Genomic DNA, 16,250 nt, shown 5'->3' with positions numbered 1-16,250 from the left:
ATTCGGCCTTCTTTTATTGCTGTGAAAAGATCATTTTTCAGCTTGTCATAGCGTCGAGTAGCGCGAATCGTTAACACCATTAAAATCCACATTTGAAACCATTCGTATAATGTCATAACTGCAATCTCTGCTAATGCTTTGCACTTGAGTATAGAAAAGATCCTTCCCAATTACATAAAGCAATAATCCACTCCCTTATATTTTGTTGCTTCTGCTCATTACAGCCTATGAAGGGAAAAGTTATTTTTTTGCTTCGAGACTTAAAATGACTGAAAGGCTCTAATCTAATATCCCAAACCTCACCCATTTCATTTGTTACATCGAAAGCCAGCGCTTTTTGAGAAATCAGAGCAAAAAAGATTTCCTGCTCTGACTGCACTTCTTTCTCAAATGATAGCCCTAATGGTTCACATTCAGCTTCGATACCAGCCAAGCGGCTCTGAAACTCAATGACTACTGGGATGAATGGCCTTAGCTCAACATTTTTGTATAGATCTAAAAGTAGCATAAATTGCTCCTTAAAATTAGGCATGCCTAATTTTGCTCCCCCTATTCTTTAAGTGATTAGTAATAGGTGTCGTAAAGCTCACCACGTGATTGTGCATCTTCAGCTTCTTCACGCGACATAAATTCACCATCAGCGATAATATTGCCCATACCATCATTCAATTTATCTAGTTGCTCGTTTTCGTTCGACGACTGCTCATCGCTTGTAAAGATACTTACCAGCAAGTAGATAGCCCCGACCAATACACACACAAACGTTTCAAGCATATTCATTCCTCCAAACTAAATTCGTTACAAAAGCAAAAGCTAAGGATTCCTTAGTATCTAGATTCAATTAAAGCTAAGAAACTCTTAGTTTTCAAGCTAAGAACAATAAATAATGAAAACTAATGACGAATCACCATTTCCAAAACGCTTAAAAGAGGCAAGAAAAGCCAAAGGGCTATCGCAAAAACAGTTGGGAATTTTGGCTGGAATGGATCAATTTGCAGCATCAGCAAGAATGAACCAATACGAAAAAGGCGTACATGCTCCTGACTTTAAAACTGTGAAAGCACTTGCTGATATTTTAGAAGTGCCCACTGCTTACTTGTACTGTATTGAGGATAAGTTAGCTGTCAAAATTTTGAATTTCATGGAATGACAAGAAGCTTCAAATATTAGGGATTTATATGAAAAATAATCAAAGTGAAATAATTAACTTCATAAAAAAGAACAAGGAACGGCTCTCAGAAATTACCCAAAATAAATTACTAACAGAATCGCAAATGATAAAATTTGTTCGTGATTGTTCAATTATTGTCAGTGGGGCTGTAACTGGTGATCCAAGTAAATTTAAACAGTTAAATTGGATAAATTCTGATGAATTAGCAGAACAACAAAAAATTTTATTTCACCCATTTCGCCTATTACCTATTTATATAGCCATTGAGCAATGCTCTTTACACATCACTCCTACGTCAACAATTTATAGAGATACCTTTTTTGATTTCCTGAAGCAGTATATGAATAGGCACCCGAAATTAGAAGTTATCAAAGAAAAAGTTAATGAATACGACTTAATATCTAGTTTAGCAATAATACTGGAACCTTTATATTGGCCTTGTATCACATCACAAAAATCATTCAGTACTTTTTATGATGAAACTAAATTTGATAACCTGGTAAATTCCTATCAAAAGGATGTGCATAAGTTACTAAAAAAACTAGATGTAGAGTTTTGGTCAAAAGCGCACACAGAGTTGAGATGTATTGCTGCAAAACTTGATGGCAATGAGAACTTATATGTACTTTTACGCCTATCCCCATGGGAAAAAAGAAAAAAATTAAAAAGTCACATAGCGGCAGCTTTGTGGATAAGACACATTGCAGAAGTAATAAGGCTTGGCTTTCAAAGTATCCATGGAGTTGAGTGGCCTGAAGAGGATATTGCTTTTGGGCAATGGCCTAAAGAAGCACGAGAACGAGCATATGGCTCTATTGTTCCAATTAAAGATTCAGCAAAAAGCAAACCACATTTAGCTTTTGAGTTTGGGCTACATACTGGAAGTGTTGTTAGATGGTACCTAGAGGGAGAAACTGAATACTTCGCTGCTAATCATATGTTACCTGGTGCATCTAATGTAGGTATTGAACTTATAAACCTCAAAGGTGCTGTAGGTAAAGAACGAGCTAACGCGGCTCTTAGACTCTCCGATAACCTAAAACAAGATAGAAAGCTGAGACGTTTAAGCTTTATTACTTTTGATACTGATGTACGCCCTGTAGTAAAAGCAATCAATCAGCAACTATCTAATAAGGGAATTGTTGGTTATGTTAACGCAAATAGCCCAGATTTTGAGTTTGGAAATTTTACTCTTACTGAGCTTATCGAGGTAGTTTGCCAATTAGAAAGTGAAAACGATAATGATGTTTCAAGAATCAAAGAAGAAGACTGGAGTGAAGTAAAAACTGGTAAAGCATTTGAAGCTAAATATAAATCCTTCCCCTACGTGAGTAATAACGTGCTTAAAGGACCCAAATGGGGCGTCGCTCTTGCAAAATATATGTTAGAAAAACCCTACATAGCTGAAACTCAAACAATTCGCCCTTTTTACGAAACTTTCAGAAACTCTTTGATAGCCCTAAGAGTTAAATATGAATATCAAGAGCAATATTTTCGAATCGAACCAAATACATTTACTTTAAAAAGACTCAACCAAAACGAAAATTAGATTGCCCTTACAATACTCTAAATCATCAGTAACATAATGAGGCATCATGAGCAATTCCCTCCTCTTTTCTGGGCTTCGCCCATCCCCCGCTATGTAGAAGCCTAAAATAGGCTTGCACATAGCGGGGGATGGACTCTTGAGCATCTTACACGCAGATTTTAATTTGCAGATTGAAATTTAAATTAAAGCTGCTAATCTACATATTAATCAAGCCCTTTGGGCATGAAAAAAACAGGCGCTTTTCTGCTGCCTTCAACACGTTGTTACATTCTCTGTAACCCCCACTTCAGAAGCTTTCAGCTTCATCATAAAACCAAGTCTTTTGATTTTTAGGCGCGATCAGTCCGAGCCTTACGCATGCGTAAAACAGGGGCGAATAGGCGTTAGCCGCTGAGCTTTATCAGCCAGTTTTTCTTACAATCACACCGGAGAATAACTATGACCTTTAATGCTAAAGCAGAAGCATTGCGCCTAAAAAATGAGAAAAAATTGATCAGTAAAAAACGATTTAAGCCATCCAAGCTCGATAAACATAAACAACGACTTCTGGCTCTTTACGAAGAAGATACGAATATAGCTAACCTACAAAGATGGCTCTTGCGTAAAGGAGTGAGAGTACATTGGACAACTGTAAAACGGTGGGTACAAAAGAATGGCTAAGTTCGCAAAACCAGAAACGCAAGCGGAGAAGCTGGCTAAAAACTTATACAAGCACAAAATTATTAAATCTCTAGGTACCGCTCGAAGCTATAAAACAGCACTTATCAAAATAGCTCGGTGGTCAAAAGATATTGGAATTAATGGTGTACAGGGTATGAGCATTCAGGATGCTTATAAATACCTTGATTATCGCAGTGAGTTTGCAGGCCAAAAAACGTTAGATATGGAACGGCAAGCAATCCAAGCTATGTTTAAACTCAACGGCAAACTTGGCCCTAAAGAAACGCTGACTGTAATAAAATCCGAAAAAGAGATTATCGAAAAATCTCGCGCCTACACTCCAGTCCAAGCTCATGCAATCAGTGAACATCAAACTAGAAAGTATAATTTATCTACACAAATAGCCTACGCAGCAGGATTAAGAGCCCATGAACTTTTAACAATAGCCAGAGTATCAGAGCGTAAAGCAGATAGCCGCCCAACGTTAGACAGCAAATGGCTTGGTCGAGAAGGTTGTATTTATACAGTGAAAGGCAAAGGCGGCCTAATCCGTGATGTATTAATACCTAACGCATTAGCTACACAGCTAGAACAAAGGCGCTTAGCACAGCCTATAACCGTTCGTGACAGGGAAATTAACTATTTGCAACGTTATGATATTGGTGGTGGCCATAAATGGTCGTGCTCATTTTCTAAAGCATCTAGTCGCACACTCTTTTTTTCTAATGGCGGTCATGGTCTTAGACACAGCTATGCACAAGAGAGAATGGCAGAACTAAAAAGCTTGGGGTTAGCGAGAGCTATTGCTCTTGAAACTGTGTCGCAAGAGCTAGGCCACTTCAGAGCTGAAATTACTGAGGTTTATTTAAGGTAATACGTAATAACACTTAATTGATCAGTTTTTTGAGCCCAGCTTCATAAACCAGAAATGAAGTTACTGCAGGCAATCCTAAATACCCCTTCAGACAGTAGCTCTCGATTTGACTTGATCAATAAGTGTTTATCTCGAACAACTTTAAGCCAGCAAATATATAAATCAAATAATTCATCTTTTGATTCCATTTGATTTGGAGCTTTTTCAATCTTAACCAATAATATCACCAACCCCTCAAGTATAGATATTATATTAAGCTTTAAGGATATAGCTAACCTAGCCGTTGATGGAGAGAGTACCGATAAGTCATTATCGCTTGGATACAACTTTCCGTCTATAAAATCACGCCGATACTCTGTTAGCATTTTCGAGATTTGATCTAAGCTAAGCCCACTGCTTTTCACTTTCTGATTAGCACTTGAGATCACTTCTTCAAATACACCTCCTAAAAATAACTCACTTTTCATTTCCTGAAGTTTTACTTTGAACTCTTCATTTATTTTTAATACTTCTTCAATACTATTACAATTCTGATGCTTTTCAGCCCAGCTTAAACCTACACTAGATAACTTAAAGACAGTGTCATCACCCTCTATTATTTTCAAAGACCAGTGAACCAAATAAGCATCAAGTTTTGATGTTATATTTCGCTGTTGATGTGCAACTTTTATTGACTCCCTAAAATAAAAAACTAAAACCGCACTAATAGCAGCCCAAAATAATGTCATGTTATCTCCAAAAATACTGTAAAAGTTCAATCGTATGCATATTCAGTCGCTACTTACCAGCCGATCTTTATAATCAATAGAGTTTTTATGGACAACATAAAACATTGATTTCAAGGTAACATTAACTTGGGCTTGATATCTTTCACTTTTTAATTGCCCCTTCTCTAATTAAAAATTGTCTTGCTTTTGATAGTTGCACCTTATTTTTACCTGCTACTAAAATATCTTTTTCAATAGTTTGTAATTGTTGCTCAAGCATTAAGTTAGCTTCAGCTTGATTTATTTTCCCGACCTTAATCATTGCTGTACGCAGCAACCCTGCTGAATCAAGAAATAGTTTAATATTTTCGATTGCTTGATAAATTTGAATGGCATCAAGCTTTAAGAACTGCTCTTTATCTGAAAGGTACGAGCTAAATTGCTTAATAATTACAACAACATTTTTTAGTTTCTTCTCATAACGTTGGTAAAAGATAAGAGCATCTTTCGGTAGTTCAGCTTGTTGTTCAAATGTCAGATAAGTCTTTGTTAGGTTGTCAATATGAAGCTCTATTAATCCCTCAAAACCAACTATATTTTCGTATGAATGACTATTATTTTCTCTAATCATATCCTCAAAGATAATTGATATCGCGTGTGAAAAAGTAAACTCATTTTCAGGGATCGGAGTGTCTACTTGGGCTTCTATTTTCTCAAAAAAAGATTGTAACCATGCATTTGCAGCAACCAAAAAACTTAACTGAGATACATAGACATAAGCAATACGATGTTCTAAGTCCTTTTTTATTTTATTTTGGGCTATAACTCTAACTTTAAAACTCAAGAAAGCTGATATTAGGGCTCCAAATAAGCCACTTAGTATAGAAATCAGTAGGGTATAGCCATTATCCATATATTGCCTCATATGCTTTAACAGCCAATAAAATAATGACTGCAATGAATCCTTTTTAGTTAGCTCTATTAAAAAGAGACCAAATGCGTACTTTAAAGATATTAATTGCAATATCAATTAATTTGATAGGACTATTTTTAATAATTGATTTATAGTGAAAAGTAGCACAGAGGTAGCACAGGGTGATTTCTGTTAGTAGGTATTTACTTGGAAAGCTTTGAAAAGTGGTGGCCCCTCCCAGACTCGAACTGGGGACCTAACGATTATGAGTCGTGTGCTCTAACCAACTGAGCTAAGGGGCCAACTTTTATATAACTGCAAGACAGTTAATTTTTGAAGCGTTTAGTCACAGAGCGACTAAAGCGGACTGCAGTATAAAAACTTTTTAGGTGCTTGTCACTACCAAAAACCTTTATTTTAATAATCAGTAAGCTAACTGCTTAAATAGTAATCTTTTAGGCGGGTATAAACATAAAACGTAAGATATTTTCCACTATATTCTCTGCACTAAATTATAAAAACCTTCCTTCAACATGTAGTCTTTTATATTTAACGCTCTATTTTTTTAAGTAAAGCTAACATATATGTGTAGGCATACAAGGCTGTAAAAAATATGCTTGGAGCTACTGTAAGTGCCAAATTAGGTGTCTCATTAATTACATTCACTATAATCACTAAGCTCGATTGAACAGTAATCGGAATAATAGGCGCAAAAAGTACACCTGCTATTTTTTTGTTACCTAAATACGAGGCGCTAGAGTTAATTGCATTATTGAAGCTTTGTCGTATTGCTACGTTTTGTGGTGTTTTAGAATGAAACATACAAATAATTGGAGTTACAAACGCAAGCGTTACATAACTAGACTTATACTTGTTGACGACCTTTTCTAAAATAAAGGTAAAAAACAGTGTTACAAATCCACTATACAAACCTTGCACTAATGCAGCTTGAAGCGTGACCGATTTAGCAATATCTGCCGAACTGTTTGCCCAGTAGGCCCAACTAAAATAAAAAACGAATGACACAACGCCTGACAGTATAAGTCGAATATTCAATTAGCTACCTCAATATGCGTAAAAACTCGGTTTAATGATAACACTAGAAGTGATGGTAATATTGCCACTTAATAATAGAGTAATTAATCGCGTATTGTAGATATATAAATAAACTAATGTTGAAGATGTCCTAAATGGCATCAATACAGAATCAGAACACTACTGTTAGTTAGAAAGCTTAATTGAAGTAAACGATAGGTGTGGCTGAGGGAATGTTGGGAGTGAGTTACAAGAAATAAATCACTTAGTTTGAGTAAATTAAAAATTAGATCTTGATAAAAAATATTTACTTTAAAAACTAATATTGTGAGCCGATCAGTACTGAAGTTTTTTATTTAGCTAAACCTCAGTAGTCGGCTTACACAATATATAATCTGTCATTATTTTTTCGCAATAATGTAGATCGCATGTATTAACCCTGGGAAATAACCTAACAGTGTTAATAAAATATTTAACCAAAAATGCATACCTAAGCCAACTTGCAAAAATACACCTAATGGCGGCAATAAAACTGAAAGTATTATACGAATAATATCCATGATTAAACTCCATTTAAATTAAGCATTAAAAAGGCGTAAAGCCCAGTGTTAGTGGGCCTTAACTATACTGTGTTATTCAGCAGTAATAGATAGTTTATCAACTACGTCACGAACATCTTCAGCATTTTTAGCAATTTTAACTGCTAGTTGTTTTTCAGCTTCAGACTCTACTGAGCCATTCAGAGTTACTATACCGTTGTCGGTATCAACATCGATGTCTGTACCACCAACTTCTGAATCAAACAGGAAGCGAGTTGTGATTACAGTGGTGATTTTAGCGTCCGTTAGGTCGTTATCATCATCGTCCATCATGTCTTTGTTTCTATCTTTTGTGTCCATGCTTTTAACAACGGTAAGGCTGTTTTCAACATCAGATACGCCATCTAGGCTAAGTACAAGTTCTTCTGCTAGCTCTTTATCAAGCTCGCTATTAACTTTACCTGTAAGTACTACCTTGCCATTTTTTACATCAGTGTTAATGTCAAAGTTGTTTAGATTAGTGTTCATAAGTAGAACTGTTTCTGCCTTACCATCAATCCAAGCATCTTTACTTTCGTTTTCCCAGCTGTTTGCTTGGGCACCCATAGCCGTAGTACCAAGAACTAGAGCTGCGATAATAGATTTGTTAAATGTTTTCATAATCTTTCTCCTTTTGATTAAAGACACTTTAACTAATGCGAGCTTTAGGCCAACTTTATTTATATATATATTTCAATGACTTGATGTAATTCTGGGATAAGGCACTATCTATAGCTGTGTAACTATTTACAGGCTACTCGGTAAAACTTTCTCAAATAGTGAAAATAACTAGATAATTGCATTTTTGGTTAATCTATCGTTAATATAACAAAACATAAAACATCATTGAAAATTAAACCATTGATAATTAAGATTATTATATTTGGTGCGTGCTTTGCATATAAACATCAGAAGCAGTATTAATAGCAAACATAATAAGGAATGCCCCATGTCTGTAAAAGTCGAAGACCGCCCAATAGAGCAAGTACGCGAACAAGTAATTGATCAATTAATTTATAATTACAGTCATGGGGTGATTTCTGTTGATGCATTTGAGAGACGCTTAGATAACGCGATGGATGCACCTAATAACGAAGCTCTTTTAGCCTTAGTAGAAGATTTAACACTTAATACTGATCAGCAATATAAAGCAGAAAAACAATCGCAATTTACACCACATTATAGTGCACAACAAAACAGTGATGATGATTTTACATTACGCAGCATTTTAGGCTCTAACGAGCGAAGCGGTCAGTGGGTCGTGCCAAAGAATATATATTTGAGTAACTTTATGGGATCGGTGGTGCTAGATTTTACCGATGCCATTTTTGCGCATCAAAATGTAACTATTCACGTTAACTGTATTTTTGGTAGTGATGAGATTTACGTACCAGAGCATGTAAATGTAGTGTCTAAAATGTTTTGTATTTTAAGTAGCCTTGAAAATAAATCTGTGTCGCTTAACAAACGCCAAGGTCCTACTATTCACATTGAAGGAAAGGCAGTAATGGGCTCAGTCGAAGTAAAAATAAAGCGCACAATCAAAGAAAAATTTATGAGCTTTGCTAATGAGCTAAAAACACAACTTGGCGCTGGAAATAATCGTTCATAAAGCCTCGTTAAGCACCGCACTTTGCGGTGCTTAACCTATTATAAATCGTTATTTCGCTCACTTGGGATATCACTTAAATATTCTACAAATTCTACTTCAAACCCTGCGGGGTCAATAAAATAAACATTCTTTCTAAAAGGGTTCTCACTACCTTGCTTACTTATCCCAAAACCCGTTTTATTTAAGCGTGCTACTACTTCATTTAAGTTACTAGTTACATAAGCAAAGTGTGCAAAACCAACTTGATGGCCCGATAAGTTTCTGTTTTCACCCTCACCATGATCGCTTATCGCAATATAATGCGTGTCATCCCCAAAGTGTACCCAGCGTCTTGGTTTTCCATGCCAATCGCCTCTGCCCTCACTTCTAATCGACCAATGTGGAAATACAGCTCGGTAAAATTTAAGCATACTATCTATATCACTCGCGACTAAGTTTACGTGCTCTAAATACATTATGTTGTCCTATCAATTAAGTTAGGAGCACGATAAAACCTCAAGCTAACTTTAGGTAAAGCGTTATTTAAAATTAATTCGATTTAATAAACACATAAAGGAACATAATGACTTATTAATTGCTCATTATTATTTTTTAAAAATATATACACATTTCAATCTTGTATAAAAAACAAACATAAGTATTTGGGGTTTATTGTTTACTTTATGTCAAAAGTCGCTAAAATACGCCGGCTGAAATATATAAACGTTCTTTTACAACCCAAAGGTAATACCATGCATCCAATGTTAAACATTGCGGTTCGCGCTGCGCGCAACGCAGGCAAAATTTTACTTCGCGCAAGTGAAGATTTATCAAAAGTTGAAGTGCAACAAAAAGGCGCTAACGACTTAGTAACTAACATTGATAAAGAAGCCGAAGCCGTAATTCGTGACACTATTTTACAGTCTTACCCTACTCACTCTATTGTTGGTGAGGAATTAGGTGAGCATAAAGGCAAGGATGATGATTACCAATGGATTGTAGATCCTATCGATGGAACAACTAACTTCATCAAGGGTATCCCTCATTACGCGGTTTCTATCGCACTTAAAGTTAAAGGTCGTTTAGACCAAGCTGTTATTTATGATCCAATTCGTGGCGAGCTTTTCACTGCGTCTCGCGGACAAGGCACTCAGTTAAACAGCAAACGTCTACGTGTTAGCAAAACGACGGTTCTTGCAGGCACTGTACTTGCTACTGGCTTCCCTTTCAAAAACAAAAACCACATGGACGCATACACTGAAGCGTTTAAAGCATTGTTTGTACACACTGCAGACATTCGCCGCGCAGGTTGTTCTGCTTTAGATATGGCATACGTTGCTGCTGGCCGTGTTGATGGTTTTTTTGAAATTGGTTTAAAACCTTGGAACTCTGCTGCAGGCGAACTAATGGTTAAAGAAGCCGGCGGTATGGTTGTAGATTTCGCTGGTGGTAATAACTATAGCCACAGCGGCAATATCATCTGTGGTTCACCAAAACTGACTCAAGCAATTATTCGTGAAATTCGTCCAGTATTAACTGAGTCGTTACTTCGCTAATTTAATGCTATTAATAGCATGCTAAAAAGGAGCTCAGGCTCCTTTTTTTGTGCCTAAAAATAAGGATTATCGAGTTTAATCTCAACCGTTTTGCCTTTTGTATACGGTAAAGTATTTAAATCCTTTGCGAAGTATTCATCAAATAATGCATCAAACTCGCCGTTTTTCTGCATCACAATTAACCCCTCTTCAATAGCCTTTGCCAATTCAGGTTTACTTTTAGTCACAAAATAATAAATACCCGTTGGGTAGCTTATGTACAAGTTTGGCACCACAACAAGGTTACTTTGCTTGTTTTCGATAAGTTCGGAATTAACCTCAATAAACGAGCGAGGAAAGTAATCTATTCGCCCACGGCTTGTTAGAGTAAACATGGCTTGGTAGTTAGTAAGCGGCCTTACATGTAGCCCGTTGTACGACATAATTCTTGTATCTGGCCAGTTGTGACCTTGCACTGCTGAAAACTCTCCTAGCTGCTCAAGAGTTTTTACGTTTTTAAAACGTGCTACATTTTGTTTATTAGTTAATAAAGCTCGCTTACCTATATAGCCTTTAAATAGTGGAATTTTTATTGCCAAAGCGAGCGTCTCTCGCTCTGGACTACTCATACTCCAATACATATCTAATTCGTTATCATCTAGGTTTATTAACTTACGCTTTTGCAGATCTGATATAGGGGTCATTCGGATAACACTGGGATAGTTAACACTCTCAAGTGCACGTACCAACAGCTCATTAAGGTACTCTTCACGAGCATTTTGAACATCTTGCTTTTGAGCTACATTAATTATTTGCTCTTGCGCCACAAGTGCAAAACTTACAAACAGAGTTAATACACTAATAGAAATTTTTATTGGCAACATAATAATTACCTACTTTATTTAAATCACCTGCTTATTGCTTGCTAAGCGCACCACAGCGGGTGCTGGCCCTTTACGTTTGCAAATAAACAAATAACTATGGCGATAACGTTTGGCCTCTTTTTTAGCATCAGTTGCAAGTGCTGCAACCTGATGGCTGTTTTTACATTGCTGTAAATCAGGCACAACTAAGCCAATCGATAACGTTAGTAAAGGCACAAATTGCTTTTCTCCTTCACGATTTGTGGCCCAATACCCTTTGCTCTTTATGTGCTCAGGTGTAAAAAATATACGAGACTGGTGTTCAAACTGCTCAATAATGGTATTACATATATCAACAGCGTTGTGCTGATCAAACACCACCATAAAGTCATCGCCACCTATATGCCCTACAAAGTTAGCACTATTTTTACACGCTTGCACTGTTACATCAGCTAATAGTTTAATTACACTGTCGCCGCTAGCATAGCCATATAAGTCATTAAATTGCTTAAAATGATTAAGGTCTATATACGCGAGTGAAAACGAATTACTACCTCTTAATCGCTGCTCTATAGCCTCATTAATTGCTACATTACCAGGTAGCATAGTAAGCGGATTAGCATGTTGTGCATGACGTATTTTTTCTTCGGTTATGTGTTTTAAAATATCGCGAAGCGGCGCTAATCCTAAATAAGCTTTTTCTCTAGTTATCACTATATGACGGCGTATATCAAAGTCTTGCTCAGTTATTTGCTTACTTACGGTATCGAGTAATTGGTTTTCATCAACGACTAAGGGCTGCTTATCCATAAGTGCAGTAACTGGGCGTTTATCGTAAAGGGCATGTCCATAGGGCGCTGCAAAAACTTCTGTTAATTGATCTCTGTGAAGTAGCCCTATTGGCTGATTTTCAGTACTTAACACTGCAATACTTATAAGTAATTTATCTTGCTCAAAGAGCTTATGTGCATCTTTACAACGAGTATCACTATTTATTGCAGGTTGCGTAATCGATAGGCGACCTATGGCCATTGATTGATCTAATAATGCGTTTGATTGCACAAATGAAAGTGCCTGCAGCTGTTCTGAGCTGAAGTCCTCACTTGGCTTTATGCATGGCTTTTCGAGTAAAAACCCTTGTACATTACTAATACCTAAATTCTCTACCAATGTAAGCTCTTCTGCGCGCTCTATGCCTTCGGCAATAACCTGAGTATTAGTAGCTCTAGCCAAAACGGTAATAGATTTCAAAAACTCTTTTTTAACTTCGCTTTCATCACAATGATCAATAAAATAGCGGTCAATCTTTACAAAGTCGGGGCATAGTTCAGACCATTGCTTTAACCCTGAATACCCAGCGCCTAAATCATCTATTGCTATAGTAAAACCGAGCTCTCGGTAATGGGCAATCGTTTTTAATAACAAGAAGCCATCATCTACTTTTTCTTGCTCAGTAACCTCTATAACTACACGGTTAGCAGCTAAGCCAAATTGCTCTATTAGGTGCAGTGTTTCCCCTTTAGGGTGGCAAGGATCTAATAGTGTTTTAGGGCTTACATTTAAAAATAATTTACCTTGTAGGTTAAGCCTTACAAAGTTTTCAATCGCTTTTGAGCGACATAGTAATTCAAGCTCCGAAATTAAACCTTCCTCATGGGCAACTTTAAATAACGTATTAGGCATTTCTAACGGGCTATTTTTAGGTCCTCGACTAAGTGCTTCGTAACCTAAAATAACTTGATTACTAATATCAAAGATAGGCTGAAACAGCGTAGTTATTTCACCGCTTTTTAAAATGTACTCTAATACTTTGCGCTGAATCGTCACGTATTTGCCTAATAACTATTTTGATTGGAGCAATAAAGTACCAAGTGTGTATGACATTTTTATTGCGCAAAAAAATGCGCTCATAAAAAAACCGCTCATAAGAGCGGTTTTTATTAAGTATAAACCTAGTTACGGCATAGCGTCTTGGTCTGCACCTTCTTTTTCAATTACTTCTGGTATTAAGTCTTCTTTGCTTACGCCCATTGCTATAGCAACAGAGCTCGCAACATAAATCGAAGAATAAGTACCAATAAACACACCAAACAGCAATGCAGTTGCAAAGCCATGAATGGTTTGTCCGCCCCATGCAAACAAAGCAATCAATACTAAAATAGTCGTGATTGAAGTTACAAGTGTACGGTTAAGTGTTTGTGTAAGTGAAATATCAATAATTTCTACAGTATCATCAATGCGCACTTTGCGGAAGTTTTCACGTATACGGTCAGATACAACAATCGTATCGTTAAGTGAATAACCTATTACCGCAAGAATTGCCGCTAGTATAGTTAAATCAAACTCTAAACCTAATACCGAAAATAAACCCACAGTAATAATAACATCGTGTAGTAGTGCACCTACCGCACCCACAGCAAAGCGCCATTCAAAACGAAATGCAACATAGATTAAGATACAAATAAGCGCAGTTAGCATGGCAAGGCCACCCTGCTCTTTTAAGTCTTCACCTACACTTGGGCCTACAAACTCAATACGGCGCATTACTACGCTGTCGTCTGCTTTTTTAAGTGCGTCGATTACTTGGTTACCAATCACTTCAGCTTTTACATCGCTACCGCGTGGTGCTAAGCGAACTAAAATCTCTTGGCTTGAACCAAATAGCTGCACTGATGCATCAGCAAAACCATTATCAGCTAGTGCATCACGTACTTTTTTAAGGTCAGCCGGTTGTGAAAAACCCACTTCTACCGCTGTACCGCCGGTAAAATCTAAACCAAAGTTTAGGCCCTTAACAAAAATTGATGCAAACGACGCTAAAATTAATAACGTCGAAAAACCCATAGCCACTTTACGAAGAGACATGAAACGAAGGGTTCTACTACCCAAACTTAAAATTTGCATGTCAGCTCCTTAAATCGAAAGTTTATCAATACGTTTACCACCAACAAACAAGTTGATTACCGCACGGGTACCAACGATGGCTGTAAACATTGAAGTTAAAATACCAATCGCAAGTGTTACTGCAAAGCCAGCTATTGGGCCGGTACCTACTGCAAACAGTATAATGGCAGCAATTAGCGTGGTGATGTTGGCATCGAATATAGTGCTAAATGCGCTATCGTAACCAAAATGAATCGCTTGTTGAGGGCTACGGCCATCGGCCAGCTCTTCACGAATACGTTCAAAAATAAGTACGTTAGCATCAACTGCCATACCTACCGTTAATACAATACCGGCAATACCAGGCAGAGTAAGTGTAGCGCCTGGAATTAAAGACATAACACCAACAATCAGTACTAAGTTAGCCGCAAGCGCAAGGTTTGCAACCATACCAAAGCCTTTGTAGTACACAAGCATAAACACAAGTACAAACGCAAAGCCAAGTGCAACCGCAGTCATACCCGCTTCAATATTCTCTTGTCCTAAGCTTGGACCTACTGTGCGCTCTTCAACAATTTGAATTGGTGCAACAAGCGCACCTGCACGAAGTAGCAAACTTAAGTTATGTGCTTCAGCTGGGTTATCGATACCTGTAATACGGAACGAGCGATCAAGACGAGCTTGAATTGTTGCTACGTTAATAACTTCTTCTACCTTAATAGGCGGAAGCGCTTTACCGTCTGCATCTTTTTTACCTGATGGCTTATATTCAATAAATACCGTTGCCATACGCTTACCAATAGCACGTTTGGTAAAGGCATTCATTTTTGCCCCACCTTTGCTATCGAGCGTAATACTAACTTGTGGGCGTTGGTATTCATCAGCGCCAGATTGCGCGCCAGTAATATGACTGCCCTCTAGAATAATACGCTTTTTAAGTACAACAGGGTAACCGTCGCGGCTCATGATCATTTCAGTACCCGCTGGGATACGACCTTGGGCAGCAGCGCTAATATCAGCGTTTTCGTCTACTTCACGAAATTCAAGTGTTGCTGTTGCGCCTAAAATTTCTTTAGCGCGTGCTGTGTCTTGAATACCTGGTAGTTGAACAATAATACGCTCAGCGCCTTGGCGTTGTACGTTAGGCTCTGCAACACCAATTTGGTTGATACGGTTACGAATAATCGTTTCATTTTGCTTGATAGCGTAGTCACGAATCTCTTTGAGTTTTTGCTCACTCATTGTAGCAAAGAATGCTTTATCGTTACTGCTGTCATCAATGTAGACATTTAGCGGGTAGCGAGTTTCTAAGAAGCTCTCTGCTGCGTCTTTATCTGCTTCGGTACGCATTTCTACACGCATACGATCGGAGCCTGCTACACGGCGAACACTACGGTAACGTAGTTTTTCTTCGCGCAGGTCGCTACGAAAATCTTGTTCCATTTGCTCAAGCTGGTTATCAACCGCTGTTGCCATGTCGATTTCCATGGTGAAATGTACGCCACCACTTAAATCAAGCCCTAGCTTCATAGGGTTACCACCAACCGCTTTTAACCAAGCTGGTTGAGCAGGTGCCATATTAATGGCAGAAATGTAATCGTCGCTCAGTGAATCGCGCAGTAAGTCATGCGCTTTAAGCTGTTCTTCAACATTTTTTAAACGAACTAAAATTTGTCCATCTTCAAGTATTGTCGATTTAGCGGTTACATTATTTTTTTCAAGGATTGCGTTTACTTTGTCTACAACACTGAGATCTACATCAGCGCCTTTAGCACCTGAAACTTGTATAGCCGGATCGCGACCATACAAGTTTGGAGAGGCATATAAAAGGCCAATGGCTACCACAGCTAAAACAAGTAAATACTTCCAAACTGGAAACTTGTTTAACACG

At 37.6% G+C, this 16,250-nt stretch carries 18 protein-coding genes and 1 tRNA gene; 6 read left to right on the top strand and 13 right to left on the bottom strand.

Annotation, left to right across the window (positions count from 1 at the left end):
- Positions 1-130 precede the first annotated feature (130 nt).
- A complete protein-coding gene (locus BW142_RS04790) occupies positions 131-508 on the bottom strand; it encodes a hypothetical protein (RefSeq protein WP_076924066.1) in 378 nt (125 codons plus the stop codon).
- Positions 509-564: 56 nt separating this feature from the next.
- The gene (locus BW142_RS04785; protein WP_076924065.1) at positions 565-774 is read right to left on the bottom strand and encodes a hypothetical protein; all 210 of its coding nucleotides are present in this window, start codon (positions 772-774) and stop codon (positions 565-567) included.
- A gap of 112 nt (positions 775-886) precedes the next feature.
- Between BW142_RS04785 and BW142_RS04780 the strand changes: the two genes are divergently transcribed.
- The 4 genes from BW142_RS04780 (at position 887) to BW142_RS04765 (ending at position 4,254) form a co-directional block, all read left to right on the top strand.
- Positions 887-1,150: a helix-turn-helix transcriptional regulator gene (locus BW142_RS04780; RefSeq protein WP_033032037.1), complete on the top strand. Its 264-nt coding sequence runs from the start codon at positions 887-889 to the stop codon at positions 1,148-1,150.
- 28 nt (positions 1,151-1,178) lie between these two features.
- Positions 1,179-2,720, top strand: coding sequence for a hypothetical protein (locus BW142_RS04775; RefSeq protein WP_076924064.1), 1,542 nt, complete (start codon positions 1,179-1,181; stop codon positions 2,718-2,720).
- A 438-nt stretch (positions 2,721-3,158) separates the two neighbouring features.
- On the top strand, positions 3,159-3,380 hold the full coding sequence (locus tag BW142_RS04770; RefSeq protein WP_076924062.1) for a hypothetical protein: 222 nt from the start codon (positions 3,159-3,161) through the stop codon (positions 3,378-3,380).
- A complete protein-coding gene (locus tag BW142_RS04765; RefSeq protein WP_076924060.1) occupies positions 3,373-4,254 on the top strand; it encodes a site-specific integrase in 882 nt (293 codons plus the stop codon). Before BW142_RS04770 ends, BW142_RS04765 begins: the two co-directional genes overlap by 8 nt.
- Positions 4,255-4,295: 41 nt before the next feature.
- Here BW142_RS04765 and BW142_RS04760 read toward each other — a convergent pair whose 3' ends face one another.
- The 6 genes from BW142_RS04760 to BW142_RS04735 all read right to left on the bottom strand — a co-directional run bounded on the left by BW142_RS04760 (position 4,296) and on the right by BW142_RS04735 (position 8,108).
- Positions 4,296-4,982: a hypothetical protein gene (locus BW142_RS04760; RefSeq protein WP_076924059.1), complete on the bottom strand. Its 687-nt coding sequence runs from the start codon at positions 4,980-4,982 to the stop codon at positions 4,296-4,298.
- A gap of 142 nt (positions 4,983-5,124) precedes the next feature.
- Complete coding sequence (locus tag BW142_RS04755) at positions 5,125-5,874, bottom strand: hypothetical protein (protein WP_076924058.1); 750 nt, start codon at positions 5,872-5,874, stop codon at positions 5,125-5,127.
- Positions 5,875-6,099: 225 nt separating this feature from the next.
- Positions 6,100-6,176 (bottom strand) — tRNA-Ile (locus BW142_RS04750).
- A gap of 247 nt (positions 6,177-6,423) precedes the next feature.
- Positions 6,424-6,930 carry a hypothetical protein gene (locus tag BW142_RS04745; protein WP_083707553.1) on the bottom strand — a complete coding sequence of 169 codons (507 nt, stop codon included), beginning with the start codon at positions 6,928-6,930 and terminating at the stop codon, positions 6,424-6,426.
- A gap of 380 nt (positions 6,931-7,310) precedes the next feature.
- Positions 7,311-7,469, bottom strand: a complete 159-nt coding sequence (locus BW142_RS04740) for a YqaE/Pmp3 family membrane protein (protein WP_002957822.1) — start codon at positions 7,467-7,469, stop codon at positions 7,311-7,313.
- Between the two features lie 72 nt (positions 7,470-7,541).
- On the bottom strand, positions 7,542-8,108 hold the full coding sequence (locus BW142_RS04735; RefSeq protein WP_024600181.1) for a BON domain-containing protein: 567 nt from the start codon (positions 8,106-8,108) through the stop codon (positions 7,542-7,544).
- A 328-nt stretch (positions 8,109-8,436) separates the two neighbouring features.
- Here BW142_RS04735 and BW142_RS04730 point away from each other — a divergent pair, with 328 nt between their 5' ends.
- Positions 8,437-9,099, top strand: coding sequence for a LiaF domain-containing protein (locus BW142_RS04730; protein ID WP_076924056.1), 663 nt, complete (start codon positions 8,437-8,439; stop codon positions 9,097-9,099).
- Positions 9,100-9,137: 38 nt separating this feature from the next.
- On the opposite strand, the gene BW142_RS04725 is transcribed toward BW142_RS04730, so the two are convergent.
- On the bottom strand, positions 9,138-9,554 hold the full coding sequence (locus BW142_RS04725) for a VOC family protein (RefSeq protein WP_024600183.1): 417 nt from the start codon (positions 9,552-9,554) through the stop codon (positions 9,138-9,140).
- A gap of 276 nt (positions 9,555-9,830) precedes the next feature.
- Here BW142_RS04725 and suhB point away from each other — a divergent pair, with 276 nt between their 5' ends.
- Positions 9,831-10,634 (top strand): inositol-1-monophosphatase, encoded by an 804-nt coding sequence (gene suhB / locus BW142_RS04720; RefSeq protein ID WP_007375998.1) that lies wholly within the window; start codon positions 9,831-9,833, stop codon positions 10,632-10,634.
- A 53-nt stretch (positions 10,635-10,687) separates the two neighbouring features.
- Here the strand turns inward: suhB and BW142_RS04715 are convergent, their stop codons facing one another.
- The 4 genes from BW142_RS04715 to secD form a co-directional block, all read right to left on the bottom strand.
- Positions 10,688-11,497 (bottom strand): transporter substrate-binding domain-containing protein, encoded by an 810-nt coding sequence (locus tag BW142_RS04715; RefSeq protein WP_076924055.1) that lies wholly within the window; start codon positions 11,495-11,497, stop codon positions 10,688-10,690.
- Between the two features lie 18 nt (positions 11,498-11,515).
- Entirely contained in the window at positions 11,516-13,303 is a 1,788-nt protein-coding gene (locus tag BW142_RS04710) for a bifunctional diguanylate cyclase/phosphodiesterase (RefSeq protein ID WP_076924054.1), read from the bottom strand.
- Positions 13,304-13,432: 129 nt separating this feature from the next.
- Positions 13,433-14,380: a protein translocase subunit SecF gene (secF, locus tag BW142_RS04705; RefSeq protein ID WP_024600186.1), complete on the bottom strand. Its 948-nt coding sequence runs from the start codon at positions 14,378-14,380 to the stop codon at positions 13,433-13,435.
- Positions 14,381-14,389: 9 nt separating this feature from the next.
- Positions 14,390-16,249: a protein translocase subunit SecD gene (gene secD, locus BW142_RS04700; RefSeq protein ID WP_010554381.1), complete on the bottom strand. Its 1,860-nt coding sequence runs from the start codon at positions 16,247-16,249 to the stop codon at positions 14,390-14,392.
- Position 16,250: the final 1 nt, after the last annotated feature.

Origin of the sequence: Pseudoalteromonas sp. EB27 (assembly GCF_001974875.1) — a bacterium.
In the GTDB taxonomy this organism is placed as follows: domain Bacteria; phylum Pseudomonadota; class Gammaproteobacteria; order Enterobacterales; family Alteromonadaceae; genus Pseudoalteromonas.
The sequence above is the reverse complement of the archived record's forward strand: the minus strand, read 5'-3'. Positions and strand labels throughout refer to the sequence as shown.